The organism is Chitinophaga filiformis, assembly GCF_900102545.1.
Lineage (GTDB): Bacteria > Bacteroidota > Bacteroidia > Chitinophagales > Chitinophagaceae > Chitinophaga > Chitinophaga filiformis.
In genome coordinates this window covers 75,142-99,537 of the sequence record NZ_FNBN01000005.1, presented here as the reverse complement: position 1 = coordinate 99,537, position 24,396 = coordinate 75,142, and the positions used below count along the sequence as shown (strand labels likewise).

General features: G+C 45.1%; 19 protein-coding genes. 5 read left to right on the top strand and 14 right to left on the bottom strand.

Going from position 1 to position 24,396, the window contains the following annotated elements:
- Positions 1-54 precede the first annotated feature (54 nt).
- The 12 genes from BLR32_RS20600 to BLR32_RS20545 all read right to left on the bottom strand — a co-directional run bounded on the left by BLR32_RS20600 (position 55) and on the right by BLR32_RS20545 (position 14,348).
- Entirely contained in the window at positions 55-447 is a 393-nt protein-coding gene (locus tag BLR32_RS20600) for a hypothetical protein (protein ID WP_143011531.1), read from the bottom strand.
- Positions 448-490: 43 nt separating this feature from the next.
- Complete coding sequence (locus tag BLR32_RS20595) at positions 491-931, bottom strand: hypothetical protein (RefSeq protein ID WP_089834749.1); 441 nt, start codon at positions 929-931, stop codon at positions 491-493.
- 786 nt (positions 932-1,717) lie between these two features.
- Positions 1,718-2,038: a hypothetical protein gene (locus tag BLR32_RS20590; RefSeq protein ID WP_089834748.1), complete on the bottom strand. Its 321-nt coding sequence runs from the start codon at positions 2,036-2,038 to the stop codon at positions 1,718-1,720.
- A 103-nt stretch (positions 2,039-2,141) separates the two neighbouring features.
- On the bottom strand, positions 2,142-2,609 hold the full coding sequence (locus BLR32_RS20585; protein WP_089834747.1) for a c-type cytochrome: 468 nt from the start codon (positions 2,607-2,609) through the stop codon (positions 2,142-2,144).
- A gap of 72 nt (positions 2,610-2,681) precedes the next feature.
- Positions 2,682-3,704: a DUF4421 domain-containing protein gene (locus BLR32_RS20580; RefSeq protein ID WP_089834746.1), complete on the bottom strand. Its 1,023-nt coding sequence runs from the start codon at positions 3,702-3,704 to the stop codon at positions 2,682-2,684.
- The gene (locus tag BLR32_RS20575; protein ID WP_089834745.1) at positions 3,701-5,059 is read right to left on the bottom strand and encodes an alpha-L-fucosidase; all 1,359 of its coding nucleotides are present in this window, start codon (positions 5,057-5,059) and stop codon (positions 3,701-3,703) included. The genes BLR32_RS20580 and BLR32_RS20575 overlap by 4 nt, the downstream gene beginning before the upstream one ends.
- 175 nt (positions 5,060-5,234) lie before the next feature.
- Positions 5,235-6,524, bottom strand: coding sequence for a RagB/SusD family nutrient uptake outer membrane protein (locus tag BLR32_RS20570; protein ID WP_089834744.1), 1,290 nt, complete (start codon positions 6,522-6,524; stop codon positions 5,235-5,237).
- 18 nt (positions 6,525-6,542) lie between these two features.
- On the bottom strand, positions 6,543-9,659 hold the full coding sequence (locus BLR32_RS20565; RefSeq protein WP_089834743.1) for a SusC/RagA family TonB-linked outer membrane protein: 3,117 nt from the start codon (positions 9,657-9,659) through the stop codon (positions 6,543-6,545).
- Between the two features lie 325 nt (positions 9,660-9,984).
- Complete coding sequence (locus BLR32_RS20560) at positions 9,985-10,731, bottom strand: DeoR/GlpR family DNA-binding transcription regulator (protein ID WP_089834742.1); 747 nt, start codon at positions 10,729-10,731, stop codon at positions 9,985-9,987.
- Between the two features lie 117 nt (positions 10,732-10,848).
- Positions 10,849-12,042 (bottom strand): anhydro-N-acetylmuramic acid kinase, encoded by a 1,194-nt coding sequence (locus BLR32_RS20555; protein ID WP_089834741.1) that lies wholly within the window; start codon positions 12,040-12,042, stop codon positions 10,849-10,851.
- A complete protein-coding gene (gene murQ / locus BLR32_RS20550) occupies positions 12,039-12,842 on the bottom strand; it encodes an N-acetylmuramic acid 6-phosphate etherase (protein WP_089834740.1) in 804 nt (267 codons plus the stop codon). The genes BLR32_RS20555 and murQ overlap by 4 nt, the downstream gene beginning before the upstream one ends.
- Before the next feature lie 24 nt (positions 12,843-12,866).
- The gene (locus tag BLR32_RS20545) at positions 12,867-14,348 is read right to left on the bottom strand and encodes a sodium:solute symporter (RefSeq protein ID WP_089834739.1); all 1,482 of its coding nucleotides are present in this window, start codon (positions 14,346-14,348) and stop codon (positions 12,867-12,869) included.
- A gap of 145 nt (positions 14,349-14,493) precedes the next feature.
- Between BLR32_RS20545 and BLR32_RS20540 the strand changes: the two genes are divergently transcribed.
- Positions 14,494-16,941, top strand: coding sequence for a bifunctional glycoside hydrolase family 9 protein/polysaccharide deacetylase (locus BLR32_RS20540; protein WP_089834738.1), 2,448 nt, complete (start codon positions 14,494-14,496; stop codon positions 16,939-16,941).
- Here BLR32_RS20540 and BLR32_RS20535 read toward each other — a convergent pair.
- Complete coding sequence (locus BLR32_RS20535; protein ID WP_089834737.1) at positions 16,934-18,181, bottom strand: glutamate-5-semialdehyde dehydrogenase; 1,248 nt, start codon at positions 18,179-18,181, stop codon at positions 16,934-16,936. The genes BLR32_RS20540 and BLR32_RS20535 overlap by 8 nt on opposite strands.
- 23 nt (positions 18,182-18,204) lie before the next feature.
- Positions 18,205-19,239 (bottom strand): glutamate 5-kinase, encoded by a 1,035-nt coding sequence (gene proB, locus BLR32_RS20530; protein WP_089834736.1) that lies wholly within the window; start codon positions 19,237-19,239, stop codon positions 18,205-18,207.
- Positions 19,240-19,390: 151 nt separating this feature from the next.
- On the opposite strand from proB, the gene BLR32_RS20525 reads away from it, so the two are divergent.
- The 4 genes from BLR32_RS20525 to BLR32_RS20510 all read left to right on the top strand — a co-directional run bounded on the left by BLR32_RS20525 (position 19,391) and on the right by BLR32_RS20510 (position 24,370).
- Positions 19,391-21,700, top strand: coding sequence for a GH92 family glycosyl hydrolase (locus tag BLR32_RS20525; protein WP_089834735.1), 2,310 nt, complete (start codon positions 19,391-19,393; stop codon positions 21,698-21,700).
- Positions 21,701-21,798: 98 nt separating this feature from the next.
- A complete protein-coding gene (locus BLR32_RS20520) occupies positions 21,799-22,302 on the top strand; it encodes a hypothetical protein (protein ID WP_089834734.1) in 504 nt (167 codons plus the stop codon).
- A gap of 757 nt (positions 22,303-23,059) precedes the next feature.
- A complete protein-coding gene (locus tag BLR32_RS20515; protein ID WP_089834733.1) occupies positions 23,060-23,521 on the top strand; it encodes a hypothetical protein in 462 nt (153 codons plus the stop codon).
- Positions 23,522-23,737: 216 nt separating this feature from the next.
- Positions 23,738-24,370: a hypothetical protein gene (locus BLR32_RS20510; protein WP_089834732.1), complete on the top strand. Its 633-nt coding sequence runs from the start codon at positions 23,738-23,740 to the stop codon at positions 24,368-24,370.
- Positions 24,371-24,396 lie beyond the last annotated feature (26 nt).

Here is a 24,396-nt window from a genome sequence, read left to right as displayed (position 1 = left end):
CCAGGTAGTTGAATGGTCCGAAGGGTTCCCATTTCCCTCTCTTGATAAATTCTTTTAGTAAAGAAATAAACTCATTCCGTTTGTCCCATTTGTATTATTATTCCTGTTCAGGATGATAAAGTTGAACTCAACCAAAGGTTCATGCAGATCGGATGTCAACATACCAGTGGTCAGATAGTCGTCAGGGTAAGTAATCAATTTTCCATCTACAATACATACGGCATTAGCTGCGTCCCTTGTCTCATCACTCTGTTGCATTTGATAGAGCAGGCTTTCTTTCTGAGGATGCCCATTCAGGCAGGTAACATGTATACCGGCATCACTGAATATAAACAGCGCATCCTTTGTATTACTTGTTAATGGCGGCGTCATTATAAACTCATTACTCCTGTCAAGCACTTGTCCGCATAGTGGACATTGGCTTAATCCTTCCAATACGATTGCCATTGGGAAACTGTATTAAAGACTTTGGAATTTCTCCGAAGCCTTACTAGTTAAAATAAATATCAATGTAATCTGTCACATTATTCCCTTCACAATTTTCCATCTCCTGCAGTCGCCAGTATTTTCTCGCACCTTTCGCAAGGAAATGATAGGTACCGGTCCTTTCACAAACATTCCCTTCGTTAATACTTTCATACAGGCTCTTAATAGTACCGGTAAATACCAGTTCACTGCTTGAAACAACCTTCAAGGTTCCGTCAATAGTAACAAAGCTCTTGCTTTGCGCATCACGTTGTTCCCCTTTGATGGTATAAGTACTCTTGTTCTTTTTGCGGATCTGTACCTTACCAGGTTTGTCCCAGCTAATCCATTGAAGGGTGAAATTATGAGTGCCTTCTCGGAAAGTCGGGGTAGTCTTCTTCTGGGCATAGGCGCTGTAAGTACAGGTCAGGATAAAAACCAGCAACAGGGAGGATATTCTTTTCATGTTCAAATGAGTGATTTGCAGGGCTAAATTTAGACAAATTAATGAATGGAATAATATTTGCTTAATTTCCGTCAAACAATTCCCCGCTCCCTATGCATACATAACGGAGTATTTTGTTCGCTTCGAATATACCCGATGTACTATCTCCACCGAACCTCAACCGGATCAAAAGTGCATTTGCTTGTCTCAATTAACCCCATAAGGATGGTGTTCCGCCAATTATTTTCCTTTAGACAAAACAGGTTTTATCTTGGGCCAAGTACCGCTTTTAATCCGTCTTGATACCGCTTTGATACCGCTAATCCTGCGTTGATCTTACGTTCATGAACGTAAGATCAACGCAGGATTAGCGGTATCAAAGCGGTATCAAAGCGGACTAAAACAAGCATAATGCCTTATCGGAAATATGAGATCCGGATGCGCTCCGTTATCCGAGTCAAAAATGGAATTCGCTCGAAACAGCTTTATCGGCTTTTTAGCCCAAACAACTTTCAATATCATGAAAATCAATTCATTAAATCACATCAAGAAGTAATGAAAATGCGTATTTTCCGCATCAATTTTCTACTTAGCTTTGTGATGTAATCATAACCATTCCCGCTAATCTTCCCGAGTTAGTTTCGCATCGTTTATAAAAATCCGCGTTATCAACGTGTCCAGATAAATATGCATTTCCTTCGTAAGGAGGAGCCAGTAGCTGCTGTATCAAGCAAAGTTCTTTGACATAAAAAAGTAAAAAGCCGCCTCAATGTGAGACGGCCTTTCCAAAAAATTTCCTAACGTGTGTTACTTCTTATCCAGCTGAAATTTCGGTATCACCAGGAAACGTACGATCGTGTGAGCTGTTAAAGACAGCACTACCACAATGGCCGGGATCAGCAATTGCTTGCCCGCCGTATCAAATACATCCAATACGGCTGATTCATTTTTACCGGCATACAACACGGCCAGTAAGAACAATAGCCCGCCGCAGATCCATAAGGTGAGATGGGAATAAAAATATCTCAGCTTCTGATAGCCGCTCTTTCCAAATGAGGTGAACAGCAGAAAAACGTGGGCAATAAAGAACAACAGTGCCAGGGCAAGGAGGGAGTTAAAAGCAGTCATAAGCGTCTTTTGAAAGTTGTGAGGTTTGTAATAGTTAATACGACAAATAGGTAGATGTATCTATCTAAAGATATCATTTTTAACTATCTCTTCCAAACACTAATTAATGCTGCTGAGGCGCTTCCTGCGGTACTGGCGGAGCTGGTGGTGGTGGAGGCGTTGCCGATGCTGGTGGCTTAGACGCTGGCTCCTTTTGCCCGTTATGACAGGTATAACAGGTTACTGTCATCATTTGCTGGCCTTGCTCATCTTTACCGGATTTGAAATATTTCTTATTGATGCGCATAGTCATTCGCATCATATCACGGGCTGTTTCTTTTTCTTCTTTGTCGTCACTGGCAAAATCCAGTTTCTTCGGATTGTCCGTTTGTCTGGCATGACAAAAGTCGCATTTTACGCCCAGCGCCTTATTGAAACTACGCATCTCTTTCTCAAGTTCTTCATGGCTGATGTTTTTAGGCAATACTTTCAGATTTTTTGCTCTTTCTTCCTGCTGCGGCAATGATAGTGAGCAGAGTGTAGCCGCCAGCAAGAGGGACAGTGGTACCAGGTAAGACCTTTTCAATTTCATAACAATTATAATATTAAGCTCCTTAAATCAGGCTAGGAACTTACAAAAAAGTATTTATACTGTCACAAATTATTATATGACTCCCAGGATTTTATGTTTAAGAGCCGAAAAACGATATCCGAACGTGATGGAGAAGTCGCTGTTCTGCAGGTGAAGATGAGCCGCTGGCAGGTGATTGCGGGTATAGTCATGGCTGGCACTGAGATAACTGAAAAAGTGCTCACCATTGTATCCACAGTTTACACGTCCCAACGCACTGTATACAAGCGTGATCTGTTTAGGATTGAAACGGCTGTCGTACAGCGGGTATTGGCCGCCTGCGCCGAGCAGTAAAGTAGGACTGATACTCCAGTGTCCGTCATCCATGACGAGGTTATAGGAATAACCTACGTAGCCGATCGTGGAAACCCAGGTAGGCTGGGGTTTTACGAGCTCATATACCATAGAGTCCTTGGCCTGATCACCTATCAGGTTGGCCTGGCTAAAACTGAATTGCTGGTATTCAGGACTGACCATAAACATCCAGCTGCCGGCCGACTGCTGCTGCAACTTGCTGTAATAATTAGCAGCGGTATAAGAGAAATGCCTGGGGTTAGCGAAGAGATAGAGATTTAATGCATATTTCCGGTAACGGATATCTTCAAATGTAACAGGCGGTTCAGTCCGTCGGCGGCGCACTTCAAACAACATCCCGTTGACATGCTGATAACTGGCTTCTATACCGAACCGGCTACCGAACTGCGATAACTCCAGGTTACGGCTGCGCAGGCCCGTCTTACGGTCTGCCAGGCTTGTATAAGGCAATGTAAATTCGTAAAAGAGCGAGAGAAATTTGTAGTTGACATTTATCCCGGTATAGCCACTGTTATTGGCCAGCAAGTGCAGATAATCCCGGGGTGTTTTCTTCGTCTGGAAAATGAAGCTGCTGCCGGCATAGCCACCGTAAATCTGTATGTTATTGTCTTTCTGAAAAGGCTTTACCCATGCTGAATCACTTGCGTGCTGGGCGTACAAACAGCCTGCTCCCGAAAATTGTAAAAGAAGGAACAGGCTGATGTTCAGTTGTAGGTTTAAAAGAAAATATTTCAATCTCATCTCAAAGTCAACTCTATCACAGGTATTTCTACCAAAGGCTTTTTAACAGGCAGTGTAAGCACAAGATCGTTACTTCCCTGATTTTCCCTTCCAAGATACTTTATTTCTGAATTATCGTGCAGGAATTGAACATATTTAACTTTTTGATTAAACCCTGGAAGCACCAGTTTACCAAATGGCCATACCAGTACATGCACATACAGCTTCCTGGTTGCAGGGTTGTAAGTCAGCATGGTGCCGGGAGGCGCTTTGAACTCATCCGGCGCCTGTGTACAGCCATAAATAGACCTGCTGTTCAGCTGCATCCATTCGCCCATCGCACCTAATGCATCCTTTGCACGGTAGTCAAACAGACCGCGGGCAGTGGGTCCCACATTAAGCAGCAGATTACCGCCCTTGCTGACCGACCCTATTAACAGCTGTAATAGCTGATTGGGGCTTTTCCAGCTATCTTCGTCCCGGTGATAACCCCAGGAGCCGGAAAAGGTCTGACAGGTCTCCCAGGCTACCTTTTTGCCATTTACAGTGGGCCAGTCTGATACCACCACCTGTTCCGGCGTTACAAAGTCAAATCCGTCTTCATAATCGTCCAGATCTAAACGATTATCCACAATGATGCCTGGCTGCAGTTTATGCATCATTTTCATCAGTTCTTCAGAACCCCAGTCATCATGGCCCTTACCATTCTTACCGGGATAGGAGAAGTCCAGCCACATAATATCGATCTTGCCGTAGTTAGTCAGCAGCTCCCTCACCTGGTTGTGCAGGTATTCACGGTATTTGCTCATATCCTTGCCCTGATTCAATCGCGCATAGGCAGTATCGCTGTTATTTGCCGGCTGCTGCGGATGATGTTTATCCACAGTGAAATCAGGATGGTGCCAGTCCAGCAGGGAATAATAGAAGCCGACCTTCAGGCCCTCGGCACGGAAAGCTTCCACCCATTCCTTGATCAGGTCCCGCTTTGCAGGTGTATTGGTCGCTTTATAGTCAGTGAATTTCGAATCGAACATGCAGAAGCCTTCGTGATGCTTGGTAGTGATCACTGCATACTTCATACCGGCTGCTTTCGCAGCTTTGGCCCATTCCTTCGGATTATACAGGTCAGGATTGAATTGCTCAAAATATTTCTGATAATCCTCATTAGTCAATTTCTCGTACTTCTTCACCCATTCATGACGGGCAGGTAGGGCGTATAATCCCCAGTGAATGAACATTCCAAAGCGGTCATTCGTCCACCAGGCAAGCCTTTTTTCCTGGTCACCCGGCTTTTCATATCCGATTCGTTTCTGTGAAAATGCAAAAGAAGTACAGCATAGGATTGCTATCGACAGCAATAGGTAGCGCTTTATCATAACGGAATCCGATGGTTTTAAGAGTAATCCTGTAATATATCCCAGAGGTTAAAATAAAAATCCGGGATTCCTAAAATAACAAACTATTCCTGAATACACAAAAGCTACTTAAAAAGAGAAGGCCGGTCGCTGTATAAACAGGACCGGCCCAGGTTGAAGTGTTCAATAGTTAAAGTTAAAATGTGGGGTCATCCGGTATGTTGGTATTATCATTTCTTTCCACGAATGGGAATGGCAGCCAGCTACGTTTACGCTCAGCCACTGGTCTGTCAAACCTCCGCTGGTCTTCCAGTTCAAGTCCGCTCATGAACAGTTCTATATGGCGATGCTTGTAGATCAATTGCAGCAGTCTGTCTTTTGTGGCAGCCACTTCAGCAGTCAATCCAGCGCCTACACCAAACGGATCCTGAGACGATTGTTTGGTCACTACCTTGTTCAATTCTATCAAACCGTCTACCAGGTTATCTTTACGGGCATAACATTCTGCTTTGATCAAGGTGATCTCACCAGGCAGATACACAGGAATGCTCTGTGTTGTAGCAGTAAAGAACCCTTTCACACGAAAACGCGGATTAGCGCCGATGCCTACATAAAAGGGTACACGCTTATCTGCCAGATCAGGTTGTAGTCCTACCGGCAAGCCCATAGCAGAATCCACCACCTGGTAGATGTTGTTGGTAGCGGTTACCAGTGTGAAGATCGGGTTTGTGATCAGTGAATTATAGTTGAAAGTAGAATAAGCAGTTACCTGGTTGGCAGCCGCCAATGCAATATCATAATCGCCTGCGAATAAAGAATAACGGGCCTTCAGCGCATACAGGGTATTCACAATATCTACGCCGGCAGGTATATTCGCTTTAAAGCTTGCACTTATATCATTGGCTCTCACGACAGCCAATGCATTATCAATCACACGCACGGCCTTCCTGTATCCCTCCTGGCTGGTGATGAAAGGCACATTGACCCCAGTAGTGTCAGGAACATGCGTCCAGAACATCGCAAGATTACCGAGCGCCAGCGCCTTATACATGGAAGCATAAGCGATTACGCCGCCTGCATAGCCAGGCTCCGTGATCACGCTATTCGCCGCATTCAGCACACGGTTGGCATCAAAAATGATTTTGTTGGATACCGCCCACATGCCAGTAACAACAGCATTGGTATTCTGCACAGCAGCTGCACCGGCATATAACTGGCCTTCATCCGCATTACCTGCGTTGACAACATAGGTGCCGCGAGTCAGCAAACTGGCGGTAGCAATAGAAGTATATAAGGTACTTGTCCTGTTGGCAGTATACCAGTTCTGCAGCCCCACAGCTACGTCTGTCAACGCATTCGGCGTACTAATAGCAGCATCCGAAGCTGGGCCTGAGGGATCTGTATATTCTTTTTTACAGGATGCCACCACTAACAGCAGCATGCCAGCCAGAAAAGAACGACTGTATTTATTGAGATACATTTTCATAAACTACTTTTTGATGATTTAGAATCTTGCGCGAAGCGCTACATTATATGTCCTGGGAGCAGGCACACTACCAAAATCAATACCACGCAATACAGTGCTCTGCCCTGCCGCATTTACCTCAGGATCATATCCTTTGTAGTTGTCCCATGAATACAGGTTTCGGCCGCCTACGCTGAGCGTCAGGTCACTCAGTCCTTTAATCTTACCAAAGTTGTAACTCAAAGACACTTCTCTCAGTTTCACAAAAGAGCCATCATCTATTCTCCATTCCTGGATATTGTAGTTACCTGCAATGAAGCCACGGGGCAGCTGGCCGAGATCTTCCTGTTCTGCTATCTTACCGTTGTCCACACCCTGTCTTGTTCTGAAATCAGCGTTGAATACATCTACACCCTGTACGATATCCAGCTGTGTATGCAGACTCAGTCTCTTGTAGCTGAAATCGTTGGTGAGGGTACCTGTCCAATCAGGATTAGGATCGCCGATTTTCTTCTGTAAGGCAGTCACACCGGTAGTTGGCGGCAAACCAGTATTCGGATCTCTTGCAGGCGTGTAGGAGAATGGTGAATTTTGCACACCGGCTTCTGTAACAGGAACACCGTTAGGTTTTGTCAGCTTGTTGCCACTGGCATCCCGGGCAAAGAAAGTACCATAGAAGAAGCCAATAGGCTCTCCGTTTGCAATAGCAACAGGTGCACCACTCACTGTTGAATACAGAAGAATGGACTGTCCGATGTCAAGTGCTTTGTTCCTATTACGGTTGAAGATCGCAGTCATGTCCCAGTTAAAGCTTTTGCTCTTCACAGGCGCTACATTCAGTACTACTTCAAAACCTTTGTTCTGCAATGAACCAATGTTGTCCAGGCGTGTGCTGTAACCCTGTGTTGGTGCAATAGCGCGGGCTATCAGCAGGTCTTCCACTTTCTTGCTGTAGTAGTTAACAGAGAGATTAATGCGGTTATCCCAAAAAGCCAGATCCGTACCAAACTCCAGTTCCTGCTGTCTTTCAGGCTTGATATCAGGATTGGTGTAAGTGGTCGGTGATGTGAAAGAGGCGGCGCCGATAAAGGCAACTGCCCTGTAGGTATTGAAACGGCCATAGGCAGGAATACCAGTCAGGTTACCCGACTGACCATAAGCAGCTCTGAGCTTGAAGAGGTTCCACCAGGACACATTCAGGTCCTTCCAGTAATCTGTACCTGATAATACATAACTACCACTCAGCTTTGTATACAGCTGATTACGTTCATCGTCACCAAATACAGAAGAGCCATCCATTCTCAATGCACCGGTGATGAACAGTTGATCACGGTATTTAAAGTTCTGTTGTATATACTGACCGGAAATAGATAAACGTGTACGCTCATCTGCACCGGTAATAGGCGTAGCAGCACCGCTTACTGTCTGCACAAAAGGAGGTAAGCCCCTGCCCTGTTGCAGGGAATAATGACCACGCTGGTATTGCAGGGAATATCCTATCTGTGTTACAGATGCAAGATTGGATGTAATCTGCGCATCATAGGTCACATTCACATCATGATTGATCAGGAAGGAATTGTTGATACCTGCACTTGCATAACCATTCTGCGTAGGATCAAGCGAAGCGCCACCACCAAAGAAACCAAGGCTTACATTGTATGCAAAAGGAGGAATGAAAGTGGTACCATCCTGGCTATAGTTGTCAATACCCATATGATAATCTATCGTCAGGTTCTTGAAAGGTGTGAGCTTAACACCAGCGCCTGCAATCAACCTGTTGGTCTGCTGTTGCTGCTGAAAATCCTCGATAACAGAAACAGGATTGACACGACCGCGTTCACCAACAGCCAGCAGGTTACCCAGTGAATTTCGTTGATGAATATCATAATAGTTACCAATGATGGTTACTGAGTTGGTTGGAGAAAAGAAAGAGTTACCGTCGGGCTTTTCATTCGTCTTACTATAGATGTAGTTCATGGTCGCATTAAAGCTGATCCATTTATTGAGCTCCTGGTCCAGGTTCAGGCGGAAACTATAGCGGTTGAAATCCGTATTTCTTACGATACCCTGGTTATACAGATAGCTGGCAGATGCATAGTACCTTGTTTTGTTCTGACCGCCTGTTACAGATACGTTGTTATCAGTACCTATACCTGTACGGAAGATATAATCCTGGTAGTCGTAACGTTTCACCGGAGTAGTACGCACGATGGTATCTGTCAGGATCGTTTGTGTAGACACATCAGGTGTGCCACCAAACTTAACGGGTGCCTGGTTTACGTCTAGTTTCTTCCGCAGTTCATTTACGTTAAAGCTGGTTGAGAAACTCACTACGGGAGCACCGCCTTTACCTTTCTTTGTAAAGATCTGCACGACGCCTGCATTGGCACGTGAGCCGTAGATAGCAGCTGCAGCAGCGCCGTTCAGTACTTCTATGCTTTCAATATCAGCAGGGTTGATATCCACCATACGGTTCTGACCAACGTTACCCGCGAAGTTGCCACCAGCATAGGAAGCATCTGCATTCGTTACACGGGTAGTAGAGTTATCAATGATCACTCCGTCGATGATATACAGTGGTTCGGTGGAACCGCTGATCGTACTGATACCACGCAGCTTTACAGACATACCTCCTGCAGGATCGCCGGAGTTCTGTGTGATCTGTGCACCGGCAGTTTTACCCTGTAGTGCTGTCAATACGTTGCCGGTAGCGCCTTTGGAGAGCTCGTCCGATTTAACTGTACTGATATATGTACCTAACTGTTTACGTGTAGTTCCGAGGGACGCACCTGTTACCACTACTTCATCCAGTTTAGACACAGAAGTGGTTAACTGCTGATTGAGTGTATAAGAGGCAGCATTGCCAACTGTTACTACGTCTTCTTTCGGCGTGAAGCCGATCCCTGTAAATACCAGTGTGTAAGTACCGGGCTTCAGATCGGCATTGATAGTATAGATGCCATCTATTGATGTAGTAGCGCCCAGTTTGGTTCCTTTGATAGTCACGGTGATACCAGGCAGGGTAGCGCCCGTTTCATCCGTTACCTTGCCGGACAGCTTTACCTGAGCAAAAGCGAAGGCGGTAAAGCATTGCATGACCAGCAAAAGTAGCAGATACCTGCACCTGGCAAGCCGGAATAATTGATAGATTCTCATAACTAATTTTTAATAGTAAGCGATAAGTAATGGCATGGATATTTCACGTCATCCAGGAGCATTTGCCCTGAATAACTGATTGACCACACATGGTTGATAAACGCGTTTACATGTACAATGAATTCCCGGATATTACCGGGATGGTTAATAAGTTCTCATAACTGATTTTTAATAGTTAAAGCCATCAATATTAGCGATGGATATTCCTCCTCATCGGGGAATATCCGCAGTAAATAGCTGATTGATTACAGGCTGGTTGATAAGCATGCTTAGATATCACACTAGGTTCCCGTAATGTAGCGGGAATAAGTAATAGCTGTTTTATTTATAAAATCTGAATACCCTTTTTCTTATATGGCTGCAATTTTTTAGCATCAGGTGGCAGCTCAGTAATTAATATATCTATTTCGTCGACATCACAGATCTTCAACTGTTCGGATGTGTTCATTTTTTCTGAAATGGTCAATACCACTACTTTCTTAGCGGTGCTGATCATGGCTCTTTTTACCTGTACTACATCCCAGTCATTATCGGTTAACCCATCTTCCACATCAATAGCATTGTTTCCAAGGAAACACAGGTCAGCTTTGATCATTTTTATCTTTGAAATAGCCTCTCCACCTACTGTGATCTTTGATCCTTTGGATAGTTTGTCGCCGATTACGATCACTTCTATATTCGGGTGATTGGCATATTCAAAAGCAGCAGGGAGGCTTACGGTAATAAACGTGGCCTGCAGGTCTCGTGGCAGCACGCGGGCCAGTTCTGCAATCGTAGTCCCCCCTGTAGTTAATACAAACATACCGTCGTGTATTAGTTCGACGGCTTTTAAAGCTATGGTCTTTTTATCTTTTACCGCGTATACATCCTGTGATGTTATACCCTGATGAAATGAATTGGAAAGTGCGCCGCCGTGCACTTTTATGATCTTTCCCTCCTGCGCCAACTCTGCAAGGTCACGGCGGATAGTATCTTCCGATACCTGTATTTGTTCACTCAGATGGGAAGACAACACTTTGTTATGCAAGTTTACCTGATGAAGTATGTATGCGTGGCGTTCTTCCTTTAACATCTGACGATGATTAGCTTGGTTGAATATAAGGTCAATTTCTGCAAAAAAACGCAGAAAACAAAATATAACCCGCACTTTTTTGCTGCTTTTAGCAGGATTGAAGGTAAGAATGCGGGTTTATGCCGGAAATGATAGTTTTCCCATGGTAATAGCAGGCATACCGGGCTTACCGAAGTCAATGCCTTCTCCACAAAGTGCTTCATTGGCGAGTATGGCAAACAATACAGCTTCTTTTGCATCTCCCGCTATGCCTAATTCATCGGTAGTATGCAGTTCCAAACGTGGTAGCCTTTCCCTGATCAGACCTGTCAGCAAAGGATTATGTGCTCCTCCCCCACTTACGTATACTGCGTAGTCTTTATCTTCCTGCAAGACGCTTTTCAGCGCATCTGTGATGGTATCTGCACTGAAACGGGTCAGCGTAGCCATTATATCATAAGGGGAAAGATCAGTTGTATTACTATGCTCCTGCGCTGCTTTTACATATGCTTTACTGAACAGTTCAGGGCCCGTTGTACGGGGAAAAGGTGCATTGAAAAATGGATCATTCTTCAATGCAGCTAATAAACTTTCATTCATAGTTCCCTGCTTTGCAAACAAGGCATCTTTGTCATATTCCGCCTGGAAGAACTCTCTTGCAAAAGCATCGAGGAGTGTATTACCCGGGCCTGTATCTGTTACAAACACACCGGAAGCATTTAGATGACCGGGCAGGAAAGTGAAGTTGGCAATACCGCCCATATTCAGCATGATCCTATCCTCACCCCTTTTTGAAAAGAGGCAATAGTCTCCGTATAATGCCAGTGGTGCGCCTTCCCCTCCGGCTGCAATATGTTTCTGTCTGAAATCGCTCAGCGTGATGATGCTTGTTTTAACCGCAATATGATCACCATCTATGATCTGTAAAGTAGCATTGGGGAAATCAGGGAGGCGGTGTAATATCTTCGGACTGTGATAGACTGTTTGTCCGTGAGAAGCAATGATATCCACATCTTCCGCAGATATATCCCATTTTTGCAGGCAGTCCAGTATCCATTGTGCATGCAGGTTTGCCAGCCAGGGATTCAGCAGACAAAGCTGCTGAAAGGAGATCGTGTCTTTTGCGAACACCTTTCTTATCTCGTCCTTTACCGCTACAGGATAAGGGACGGTATCAAAATGTTCCAGTGTAACACGGGTATCCATTCCATTACCGCTAATAGCACATAGTGCTACGTCCAGTCCGTCTAGTGATGTACCCGACATCAGTCCGACAATACGCCTTACAGGCTTTTGTGCGATTGTAATTAAACGTTGGAGATTCCTGTTCATGATTTCCTGCTTTCAATAGCGGCCCTTACACTTCCTTTTTCTGCTACCAGCTGACGGGCAGTGTCTTCATCTACATTTAGTTCACTCATCACCATTCGTGTAGCACGATCCACCAGCTTATGATTACTCAACTGCATATCTACCATCTTATTCCCTTTCACTCTGCCCAATTGTATCATGATAGAAGTAGAGATCATATTCAGGATCAACTTCTGTGCTGTGCCTGATTTCATGCGTGTACTGCCGGTGAGGAACTCTGCGCCCACTTCCGCTTCTACAGGATATTCCACAGCAGCGGCCAGCGGACTACCTGTATTACAGGTCACACAGCCGGTTACGATACCCCGTTGCCGCATGGTTGTCACTCCACCGATCACATAAGGTGTAGTGCCTGATGCAGCGATACCTATTACCACATCTTTATCATTGATATTAAAACTATCGAGGTCTTTTGCGGCCTGCTGTTTGTCGTCTTCTGCAAACTCCACTGCTTTGCGGATGGCTTTGTCGCCTCCGGCGATAATACCCACTACCAATTCATGCGGTACACCAAATGTAGGCGGGCATTCTGATGCATCTACGATACCAAGTCTGCCGCTGGTACCCGCGCCGATATAGAACAGGCGGCCTCCTTCTTTCATTTTCTCTACTGCCGCCATCACCAGCTTTTCAATCTGGGGAATAGCTTTGGCTACTGCCTGGGGCACGGTAGCATCTTCGCTGTTGATCCCTTCCAGCAGGGCACGGACACTCATCTTCTCCAGGTCGTTAAAACGGGAAGACATTTCAGTTGTAAGCATAGTCTACACATTAAGTTTTACAGATCAGGATAGCATTCCTTTCTTCTGAAAGTTGCCGGAACTCAGCCATAAACCGATGAACATAAACAGTCCGTTGATGACAAGTAATTCCAGGCCTATTTTATAGTCTTTGAAAAGATATGTCTGCGTCATTTCCAGCACGTAACAGAGAATGGGCGCTGCTATGGCGATAAAGGGCACTGCATCGTCATTTACCGTACGTTTGGTCAGAATACCGAAGGCAAATAAACCCAGTAAAGGTCCGTATGTGTATGAGGCTACCTTGAGTATTACGGAGATCATACTCTGGCTATCGATATGTTTAAATACCAGTACTATCAGCAGGAATACCACCGTGAAGCCAAGATGTACAAATCGCCTGGTCTTCTTTTTCTCCTTCTCTGACAGATCACCTCTTCGCTGAATATTCAGGATATCGATACAGAAGGAGGAGGTCAGCGCTGTGATAGCACCATCGGCACTGGGGAATAATGCAGAGATCAGGGCGATGATAAAGATCACTGAAATAGCTGCCGGCATGCGTTGTGCATCAAGGGCCAGCGTAGGGAACAGTTTATCCGAAGCAGCTGTTACACCGATGGTATCAGCATACAGGTATAATAATCCACCGAGGAACAGGAACAATAGTATCACCACACCAAAGATCAGGCTTAGTGTCATCACGTTCTTCTGTGCATCTACAAGACGCTTAACAGAAATATTCTTCTGCATCATCTCCTGATCCATACCCGTCATGGTAATCGTAATAAAAGCTCCTCCCAGGATCTGTTTTAAGAAGAAGAGAGGACTGTTCGGATCTGTGAAGAAGATCTTCGACATGCCCTTGTCGCCCATTGCCTGCAGACTGCTGCCGATGTTCAGGTCAAGGCGGTTCAGGATATACACGATACAAATGACGAGGCCCGCCAGCATACAAGTGGTCTGCAGGGTGTCTGTATATACGATCGTCTTCACACCACCTTCAAAAGTATACAGGAGGATCATCAGCAGTATAATCAGTGTAGTCAGCCAGAAGGGCACCTGGAACTGGTCTTTAAATGCTTCCTCCAGCAAATTCTGCAGGATGTTTACCACGAGATAGAGTCTCGCAGTGGCGCCCAGTGTTCTTGATAATATAAAGAACGATGCGCCTGTTTTATACGATTTGACACCAAAGCGGGTGCTGAAATAATTATAGATAGAAGTCAGTTGCAGCCGGTAATATAAGGGCAGCAGCACAAATGCGATGACCACATACCCCATCATATTTCCCAAGGCTACCTGGAAGTAACCGAAAGCAGTCTTGCCGACATCACCGGGCACACTCACAAAAGTGACGCCACTGAGAGAGGTACCGATCATACCGAAGGCTACGAGCATCCAGTTACTGTTACGGTTGCCTATAAAGAAAGAGTCGTTGTTTGAATTACGGCCGGTATACCAGGCTACGATCAACAGGATAACGAAATACGCAATGACAATAGAAAACAAAAGGCCTGGTGTCATAAAGTAGAATTTCTTTGATTAAAGCCGCATAAAAACGCATATTCACATTTCAATATAAACACAAAAACGCAAAAAACGCAAAATTGTATGCAGAAAAACGAATAAATTTATAATTTCACCCTACTTCCACCAAAATCGCGCGTTTATGAAAAAGCTGCTCCTGCTGGTATTATCCGCATTTATCAGCCTTCCCCTTCTTGCAGACTGGATTCGCATTAACCAGCTTGGTTATGCGCCGCACAGCAGCAAGGTAGCAGTATGGTGCAGTAAAGAACAAGATACATTAAAATATTTTGAACTGGTCAATGCCTGCACAGGCAAGGTAGTGTTCAAACATGCCGCGGGCAAGGCTGCAGGGGCTTATGGGCCATTCCGGCAAACCAGCAGACTGGATTTCTCTTCGTTTACCACCGCGGGACAATATTATTTACAGGCAGGCGAGGCGAAGTCGCCTGTATTTTCTATCAGCGATACAGTATATAAAGGCGCTGCCGATTTCTGTTTGCGGTATATGCGCCAGCAAAGGAATGGCTTCAATCCTTTCCTGAAAGATTCCTGCCACACGCATGACGGCTTTCCCGTATACGGACCTGATAGCGTGTTTGTGCCGGTTTCCGGTGGCTGGCATGACGCCTCCGACTATCTGCAATATGTGACCACTTCTGCCAATGCTACCTGGCATCTGCTGGCAGCGTACCGCGACTTCCCAAAAGTATTTACAGACTCATTACAGGCCAATGGACTGTCAGGCAATAATGGTATCGCCGATGTACTGGATGAGGCAAAATGGGGCCTGGATTGGCTCATTAAAATGAATCCACAGGATGACAGAATGTACAACCAGGTGGGTGATGACCGCGACCACCAGGGCATGCGTATTCCCCGGCAGGACACCAATTTTTATGGCCGCGGACTGGAACGCCCTGTATACTTCTGTACGGGCGAGCCGCAGGGATTACTAAAGTATAAGAACCGCAGCACGGGTGTAGCCTCTACTGCAGGAAAATTCAGTAGTTGTTTTGCATTGGGCACAAAATTGTTTGACCGTTTGCAGCCGTCTTATGCAGACATCCTGCAACATAAAGCAACAGCTGCTTACGAACTGGGTATGCAAAAACCGGGTGTTTGTCAGACTGCTCCGGGACGCTCTCCTTATTTCTATGAAGAAGATAACTGGACAGATGATATGGAACTGGCGGCGGCCTCACTGGGTGGTTCCTATCTCAGTAATGCATGGAGTTTCGCACGACAGGAGCCTGTCACTCCCTGGCTGGGCCAGGATACTGCCCGCCACTATCAATGGTATCCATTCGTTAATCCCGGTCACGCGGAACTGGCCAGGTTATCAACAGGTGCTAAACGGGATACCTTGATCCGCTACTATAAGGAAGGTATTGGACGCGTATGGCGTAAGGCTTCACAGAATGCATTCTATAGAGGTATTCCTTTTATCTGGTGCAGTAATAATCTCACAGTAGCCTTTGCCATTCAATGTTACTGGTACAGGCAACTGAGTGGAGATGATACTTACATACAATTGGAACAGGCCTGCTTTGACTGGATATTCGGCTGCAATCCCTGGGGTACAGCAATGGTATATGGCTTGCCGCAACATGGTGATACCCCCATTGATCCTCACTCCTCCTTCACGCACCTGAAACAATATCCAATAGATGGCGGACTGGTAGACGGACCTGTATACACTAATATCTTCAAAAACCTGATCGGTATCCAATTGCAGGATACCGACGAATATGCAGCATTCCAGAGCGACCTCGCAGTATATCACGACGACTATGGCGATTACAGTACCAACGAGCCTACCATGGATGGTACAGCAGTATTGATATACCTGCTGGCTGCACAGGAAAACGCCGCCAGGCAAAAGGGATATACTGTTACACAAGGCGGCATCACAAGAATGGACAGCACCAAAAAGGAAATTGCGCTGGTGTTTACAGGGGATGAATTTGGTGAAGGTTTAGCGCATATCACGACTGTATTGGGACAACAGCAGGTAAAGGGTTCTTTTTTCTTTACGGGAAATTTCTACGGCAATACCCGCTTCCAACTGCATATTAAGAAGCTATCTACCAATGGACATTACTTAGGTCCGCACTCCGACAAGCATCTGTTATACTGTGACTGGCAGCAACGTGATAGTCTGCTCGTTTCACAACAGCAGTTTACCACTGATATGCAGGCCAATCTTTCGAAAATGCAGCAGCTGGGTATCGATACAGCAAATGTGCATACCTATATTCCACCTTATGAATGGTGGAATAATGCTATTGCTGAATGGTCTGAAAAAATAGGATTACAGATCGTTTGTTTTACACCAGGTACCGGCAGCAATGCTGATTATACTTATCCGGCGATGGGTGCTTCCTATAAAAGCAGCGAGACAATTCTCAAATCTATCAAAGCATTTGAAAAGAACAGACCGGGTAAACTGAATGGTGTTATACTATTGATACATGCAGGTACAGATGCCAGGAGAAAAGATAAGCTATACCTGCACTTAGATGCATTGATAAAGTATCTGAAACAACAGGGGTATCATTTTAAAAAGGTAGATGAGCTGGTTATCTAACCTGCCCATCTCCTCTTACAAACCATTTCTCAGTGACCAGTTTCTCTAATGCAAAAGGCCCTCTCGCATGTAATTTCTGCGTAGAGATGCCTATCTCGGCACCTAACCCGAATACGCCTCCATCAGTAAAGCGGGTGGAAGCATTCACATATACGGCGGCAGCATCCACTTCATTGAGGAAACGTTCACTGATTGCAGTATCTTTTGATATAATAGCTTCAGAATGTTTGGAAGAATACTCCTGGATATGTTGCAGTGCTTCATCTACTCCCTTCACTACTTTCACAGAGCATTTATAGTCCAGGAACTCACGTCCGAAATCGGCAGGAGTTGCACGTATCAGGTAAGGATATTCCAGCGCCTGCAGTAAGTTGTACGATAATTCATCTGCAAAGATCTCTACATCATAATCCTGCAGAGAATCCGCCAGCAGTCGCAGTAAACCGGGTGCAGCCTGTTCATCTACCAGTACTGTATCCAGTGCATTACATACAGATGGACGGGATACTTTTGCATTGGTGATCACTTTACCAGCCATTTCGAGATCCGCTGTCTTTTCCACATAAGTATGACAAACACCCGCGCCTGTTTCTATCACAGGCACTTTGGAATTGGCACGTACATAGTCGATCAGCTGCTGTGAACCACGGGGGATGATGATATCAATGTACTTTACTGCTGTGAGCATTTCGCCGATCAGTGCCCTGTCTACCGGCAATAACTGCACTGCATTTACATCAACCTTAAACGCTGCCAGTACTTCCTGGATCAGCTTCACAAGAATGATGTTTGTGTGGAAAGCATCTGTGCCACCACGCAGTACGGCTACATTACCAGACTTGATACAGAGGGCAGCAACATCCAGTGTCACATTCGGGCGTGATTCGTAAATCACACCTACCACTCCAAGGGGAGCAGTACGTTTCTGCACCTGTAAACCATTGTCCAGCGTTCTTTCCAGCAAGAGCTGATTTGCCGGGTCGGGTAACAGTGCTATATCTTTCAGACTGTCAGCCAGTTGCTGTATACGGCTGGCATTCAGTAATAACCTGTCTTTTTTCGGATCCTGGTCAGACATCTTATCCAGGTCCTTTTTGTTTTCCGCTACAATATCAGCGGTATGCTCTACTATCCGGTCGGCCAGTTGCAGCAGCAATTGTTGCTTCTGCTCATCAGGCAGCGTCTTCACAGAACGTGTGGCGGCCTGCGCCTGTACCAGTAAAGGTTGTATAGATTCCATTTTCCGCTTGTTTTATTGTTTGTTTATAACAACACAATGTCATCTGCGTGCGCAATCTCCAGGTTCTGCACCTTACTGTCCTCGGACAGCAGATCAGAAGATACCTTGGCGCGTGCTACCGCGATGACATTATGCTCTTCGTCCACGATCTCGAACACCTCACCTCCCTCAAATCTTTCCAGCACGGTCAACACACCCACCGCCAGCAAGCTACGTCTTTTCTGCAGAGCTGTCAGCGCACCCTCATCTACCAATACCCTGCCTGTTACCAGGCTACCGCTGGCCAGCCATTTCTTACGGGCCGGCATACTGCATGGCTGCGGCAGGCACAAGGTACCTGTTTCTCCGGCAATGGCATTCAGAATACCATCGGGAGTATGGATACCAAAGATAACTACTTTAATACCCATGCGGGTGGCCAGACGGGCGAAAGTCAGCTTGGACACCATTCCACCCAATCCCAGACTGGATTTTTTGGTATCTGCCAGCGATAGTATTGATTCATCGATCGCATCTATCTTGGGTACTACCTTGCCTTCTCTATCCAATACTCCGCCTACGGAAGTGCTGAACAGCAGCATGGAAGCGCCGAAGCCTACGGCTATCAGGGTGGCCAGTTCATCGTTGTCGGAGAATTTCAGCTCCAGGTCGCTCACCACATCATTCTCATTGGCTACGGGTATTACACCGCTGGCCCAGAGCTCTTCATATGTTTTCTTCAGTTGCAGGAACTGCGCCCTGTTGCTGAAATGCCTGCGTTCACAAAGGCTTTGCGCGATGGCAATGTCGTACGGGGAAAAATACCGGGCATATTTGCTGAGCAGCAAAGGATTCCCTATAGCCGCTGCTGCCTTACGTTCGCTCATGGTGCCACCGTATTGTTTCAGGTACTTCTTTCCTGCGGCAACCGCTCCTGATGATACCAATACTATATTATATTCTTCCTTAAGGTCTGCTACCTGCCTGGCTATGGAAGCTACTATCGTCTCATCCAGCTCTCCGTTTTCATGTGTGATGGAGGCTGTCCCAAATTTTATTACTAATATCGGTTTTGTCACTGCTCGCTGAATTTGCCGACAAAATATTGAAAATGCCTCATTTTTTCATTATTTACATTTCATTTAAAGTCTTTTACCCGTCTGTGACATCCCGTTTAGAGCGGGACTATTATTTTGCAAGGTTCTCTAATCGTTAAAACACTTATTGACAATGGGCTCACGCTTGGCTACCCGTCTTTCTTTATTCACCGCATTTTCTTTATGCACCCAGCTTTCCCTGCAGGCGCAGGACAAAAACCTGGTACAGTACGTAAAACCCATTATCGGTACGGAAAAAATGGGGCATACCTATCCCGGTGCTACCGTACCTTTTGGGATGGTGCAACTCAGCCCGGAAACAGATACGCTTCCTTATGAGATGAATGGACGTTACAATCCGGATGTCTACAAATACTGCGCAGGGTATCAATACGTTGATAAAACCATTACAGGTTTCAGTCATACGCATTTCAGCGGTACCGGTCACTCTGACCTTGGCGATTTCCTGATCATGCCTACTACCGGTAAACTGTACCTGAATCCCGGCACTGCCACCAATCCGGAAAGCGGGTACCGCTCCACTTTTTCGCACGATAACGAAGTAGCCGAAGCGGATTACTATAAAGTAAAACTCGATAAATACAACATCACTGCTGAACTAACCACTACTACCCGGGTGGGCTTTCATCAATATACTTTTGCAGAAGCGACAGACCAGGCACATATCATACTCGATCTGATGGCTGGCATTTATAACTATGGCAATAAGAATGTGTGGACATTCGTAAGAGTAGAGAATGATACACTGGTAACAGGTTATCGTCAGACTAACGGATGGGCGCGTACGAGGACAGAATATTTCGCGATGTCCTTTTCCAAACCTATTTCACACTACGGTCATCAGAACTATGCTAATGATGTGTACAAAGGCTTCTGGCGTAAATTTGATGTAGCACACGATTTCCCTGAAATGGCAGGCCGTAATATCAGGGCCTGGTTTGACTTCAAAGTACAGGCAGGCGAAAAGGTGAAGATCAAGTTTGCGCTGTCTTCTGTGAGTACAGATGGTGCACTGGCCAATCTGCGTGCTGAAGCACCGGGATGGGATTTCGACAAGGTAAAACAGGACGGACAGGCGCAGTGGAACAAAGAACTGCATAAGATCACTGCACAGCTGAACAGCAATGACGAGATGATCAACTTCTATACCGCTATGTACCATGCTTTCCTGAGCCCGACTACTTACATGGATGTTGATGGCAGCTACCGTGGCCTTGATCAGAACAATCACAAAGCAGCAGGTTTCACCAATTATACTACTTTCTCCCTGTGGGATACTTACAGGGCTTTGCATCCTTTATTCAACGTGATACAGCCTAAACGTAATGCGGATATGATCCAGTCAATGCTGGCGCACTACGATCAGAGCGTGCAGCACATGCTGCCGGTATGGTCACACTACGCCAATGAGAACTGGTGTATGACCGGCTATCACAGCGTATCCCTCATTGCAGATGCGATCATTAAAGGCAATGCGCCTTTTGATGCCGAGAAAGCGCTGGCAGCCTGCGTAACAACAGCAAAACACCGTACTTACGATGGTATCGGTTATTACATGGATAAAGGTTATGTACCTGAAGATAAAAGCGGTGCTTCGGTATCAAAGACACTGGAGTATGCCTATGATGACTGGTGTATTGCACAGATTGCAAAGAAACTGGGCAAACAGGATATCTATGATGAGTTCATCAAACGTTCCAGGAACTACAACAATGTGTACGATGCAAGTATCGGATATATGCGTCCACGTTTGAATGACGGTACTTTCCGTACAGCATTTGATCCGTTGAAGACAGATAACCAGGGTTTTATTGAAGGGAATGCCTGGAACTACAGCCTGTATGTGCCACAATATCCTGCGGAGCTGATAGCACTCAACGGCGGTAAGAAAAGGTTCTCCGGCCACCTGGACAGCCTGTTCACCATGCATCTGCCGGATGAATTCTTTGCTGAAACGGAAGATATTACCCGCGATGGTATCATCGGTAACTATGTACACGGGAATGAGCCTTCCCATCATGTGGCTTATCTCTACAACTGGACAGGTGAGCCATGGAAAACACAGGAAAGGGTACGTATGATCCTGAAGAAAATGTATCATCCGGGTGCAGACGGTCTGGGAGGTAATGATGACTGTGGTCAGATGAGCGCCTGGTATATATTCACCTCTCTTGGTTTTTATCCTGTATGTCCGGGCTCCGACCAGTATATACTGGGAAGTCCGGCAGTGAAGGAAGCCACTATCCAGCTGGAGAATGGCAAAACTTTCACTGTGGAAGCGCCTGGCCAAAGTGACAAGAATGTATATGTGCAGAAAGTAACGCTGAACGGACAGCCTGTGCTGACAAACAGCATCAGCCATGCAGACATCATGAAAGGGGGCCGTCTGGTGTTCCAGATGGGTGCCAAACCGAAGAAATAATCTGCTTACTCATAAAAAAAAGAGGGATGGATGAGAGGATTTACTCTTGTCCATCCCTCTTAGTTTTTACGTACTTTTATATATACTAACCCGTATATATGAAAGCGATCCCACATCAGCACAGCTTCAGGTTTCACAACCTGGGCATTGGTGATATACAGCTGGGCAAAAAGCCGGAACAGATACCCGGCATGTTACCTTTTCCCTCCTATGCCGGCAAGAACAATTTTCATGTTTATCCAGATGCTGCTCATTATCATGCGTTTAACGGAACAGCCAGGGGCACTATTGAGAAAGATGATCCTGGCATTGATCTGCAGCATCTGTTCACCGGCATCAATGAAAACGGGTTTATTAACCGCATATTTCTTTATCCGCAGGAGGCCAATGAGCAACTGGCATGGCGATTGAGTCAGTTATACGGCGAGCCGTTTATCGGGAAAGCGCAGGCAGGTGTACAAAACACCTGGATTACAGCGAGTGAAACAGAGGTGACGTTATTCAATCCCGCGGCTAACCAAACCGCTTACACTGTTATTTCATTCCGTTTCTTTTATGATTTTCCGGCATTGAAGGAATATATCATTGAAGGTAGAACGTAGTTAACTTATACAAAAGAAAAGGCCTGCTAAAAAGCAGGCCAGTTATGGTACTTTGGGGGGGACAATACAATTAGGGTTTTCAAAGGGTACAATATTTTAAATCAGCATTCAGGCTTAATTGCCTTCTCAATATTAGAGAAAATAAGTTTCCGGAAGTTGTCATTAAAAGCGTATACGCGACATGTGAATGCTCACTTTGAGATACCTGTTACAACACGAAAATGAATGCCAATAGCGCAAAATGCCTGTTAGTCATGCCGATAGAGCATTTCAAAGAGATAAATACCTGATAAACAGTAATTCCTATACGGGTAATTGGGGATAAAAAACCGGCAATGAATCAAGAGGAAATGTATAAGTACGTAAATACAATCTGCGTGAATCACGGTAAATAGGTAACCGGTATTTCACGGTATCCGGCAGACCGATTTTCAGGCTATATATAATACGTAAACGATTTTGGAGTGAATTGCCCTAAAAAAGCAGTCCTTGTATGTTATTTTTTCAGCCTACCGATATTATCCGGTAAATTTGCACCGTTATTTACGCAGAATTTTATTCATATTTATACAAAAAACGAGCATAAATACACGGTTTTTATATTATAGAATATTATATATAAATTGAACTGGAAGTAATTATAAATTTCCTATGATTGTAATGTTGTGATTATCACAAACTTACAATGATTTCTCTATGCTTTAAACCCTAGTTTTAGCTTGTAAATGAGATTGATAAACCTAAAATACAATATCTTATGTCAGCCGCTAAAACCATGAAAGTAGGTCAGTTCGTAGACAACAAGCACGTCACTATGCTGCGCGAAAATTATACAGAGAAGAGATGGAAAGCGAATTCTGAGCGTCTTGGCAAACCTGATTCTCTGAGCGTATGGTATAGCCTGGACGAACTGAAACAATACATTGCTACCGCAGAAGAAGCTGGAGCTGACGGCATCAGGGTTTATTTCGGGGTATACCCTTCTGTTTTTCCGGAAAACATTTTATTGCAGGATAAACAAACTATCGTTTTTGTGGCTACAAGACAGAAAATCAGTGAAACCGGTAAAACCGAAAACAAAGACATGTATGTTTCCACACCGAAAGGGCCAGAAATGGTGGCATTCAACTGGGGATTGCCCTGCCCTCCCGGCTGTGTAGGCGACCCGAGGAAGAAAAGCGTTTGTGAAACCGCAGACCTTCAGCTTGCGAACCGATAGCGTTTACCCATTCCTATAAATCGAGTTATAAGCTGGCGAATGGTTTTCGGCAGCTTTTTTTATAGTATCCGAATTTATTTTATCGCCACTTTTACTAATTTACCGGCCGCATCAAAGTCATTAATAACAGTTTAAAATATTTGCCACCAATATTCTATGTCATGTGCACATATATATATGCTCTTGATTTCTAAAGCAGTTCTATCACGAATACCTATGCATGTATTTATTATCATTATCTGCTTTATCATCGCATTGCTGGCTAAGCTTCAGAAAAACCCTCCACGGTACCTGAATACGTTTATCATATATATCCTGGTGACCATCGCTGTAGAAATGATGGCCTGGTGGTATAACATACATAATAAGCACAACCTGATCTTCTATAATTTTTATGGAATAATCAACTTCACTTACCTGATCTTTCTGCTACGTTCATTCATGGCCAATAAGAGAATGATCAATGTAATGGGAGTCCTTATGATCATTTATCCAGTATTGGCACTTATTAACCTGGTCTTTATACAAAAGCTGGACACTTTCAATACTTACACATTTCTATCGGGTTGCATCATAGTGGTAACAGCGAGCATCTGTTACTTTTATGAGCGTATCAAATATCCGGGGCCGCATAGCCTGCTGCACGAGCCCGCTTTCTGGGTATCCACCGGCCTGCTGTTCTTTTATACCTGCAGTCCGCCGCTAACGGGGGTACTGAATGCCATCTCACTAATGCCATTCTATAACTATAAAACGCTTTATATCATAAATCTTATGGTAAATATTATCCTATATTTATTGTTTAGCATTTCGTTCATATGCAATCTGATTTTCAGGAGGTATTCCTAGTCATTTTTACATCCCTCTTCCTACTT

Excerpts from the sequence above, each read along its gene's own strand:
- BLR32_RS20520 (WP_089834734.1), top strand. The coding sequence starts at position 21,799 with ATGAAAGCGATCCCACATCAGCACAGCTTCAGGTTTCACAACCTGGGC.
- BLR32_RS20585 (WP_089834747.1), bottom strand. The coding sequence starts at position 2,609 with ATGAAATTGAAAAGGTCTTACCTGGTACCACTGTCCCTCTTGCTGGCG.
- BLR32_RS20575 (WP_089834745.1), bottom strand. The coding sequence starts at position 5,059 with ATGATAAAGCGCTACCTATTGCTGTCGATAGCAATCCTATGCTGTACT.
- BLR32_RS20595 (WP_089834749.1), bottom strand. The coding sequence starts at position 931 with ATGAAAAGAATATCCTCCCTGTTGCTGGTTTTTATCCTGACCTGTACT.
- BLR32_RS20590 (WP_089834748.1), bottom strand. The coding sequence starts at position 2,038 with ATGACTGCTTTTAACTCCCTCCTTGCCCTGGCACTGTTGTTCTTTATT.
- BLR32_RS20570 (WP_089834744.1), bottom strand. The coding sequence starts at position 6,524 with ATGAAAATGTATCTCAATAAATACAGTCGTTCTTTTCTGGCTGGCATG.
- BLR32_RS20545 (WP_089834739.1), bottom strand. The coding sequence starts at position 14,348 with ATGACACCAGGCCTTTTGTTTTCTATTGTCATTGCGTATTTCGTTATC.
- BLR32_RS20560 (WP_089834742.1), bottom strand. The coding sequence starts at position 10,731 with ATGTTAAAGGAAGAACGCCACGCATACATACTTCATCAGGTAAACTTG.
- BLR32_RS20555 (WP_089834741.1), bottom strand. The coding sequence starts at position 12,042 with ATGAACAGGAATCTCCAACGTTTAATTACAATCGCACAAAAGCCTGTA.
- BLR32_RS20525 (WP_089834735.1), top strand. The coding sequence starts at position 19,391 with ATGGGCTCACGCTTGGCTACCCGTCTTTCTTTATTCACCGCATTTTCT.
- murQ (WP_089834740.1), bottom strand. The coding sequence starts at position 12,842 with ATGCTTACAACTGAAATGTCTTCCCGTTTTAACGACCTGGAGAAGATG.
- BLR32_RS20600 (WP_143011531.1), bottom strand. The coding sequence starts at position 447 with ATGGCAATCGTATTGGAAGGATTAAGCCAATGTCCACTATGCGGACAA.
- BLR32_RS20510 (WP_089834732.1), top strand. The coding sequence starts at position 23,738 with ATGCATGTATTTATTATCATTATCTGCTTTATCATCGCATTGCTGGCT.
- BLR32_RS20565 (WP_089834743.1), bottom strand. The coding sequence starts at position 9,659 with ATGAGAATCTATCAATTATTCCGGCTTGCCAGGTGCAGGTATCTGCTA.
- BLR32_RS20540 (WP_089834738.1), top strand. The coding sequence starts at position 14,494 with ATGAAAAAGCTGCTCCTGCTGGTATTATCCGCATTTATCAGCCTTCCC.
- BLR32_RS20515 (WP_089834733.1), top strand. The coding sequence starts at position 23,060 with ATGTCAGCCGCTAAAACCATGAAAGTAGGTCAGTTCGTAGACAACAAG.
- BLR32_RS20535 (WP_089834737.1), bottom strand. The coding sequence starts at position 18,181 with ATGGAATCTATACAACCTTTACTGGTACAGGCGCAGGCCGCCACACGT.
- BLR32_RS20580 (WP_089834746.1), bottom strand. The coding sequence starts at position 3,704 with ATGAGATTGAAATATTTTCTTTTAAACCTACAACTGAACATCAGCCTG.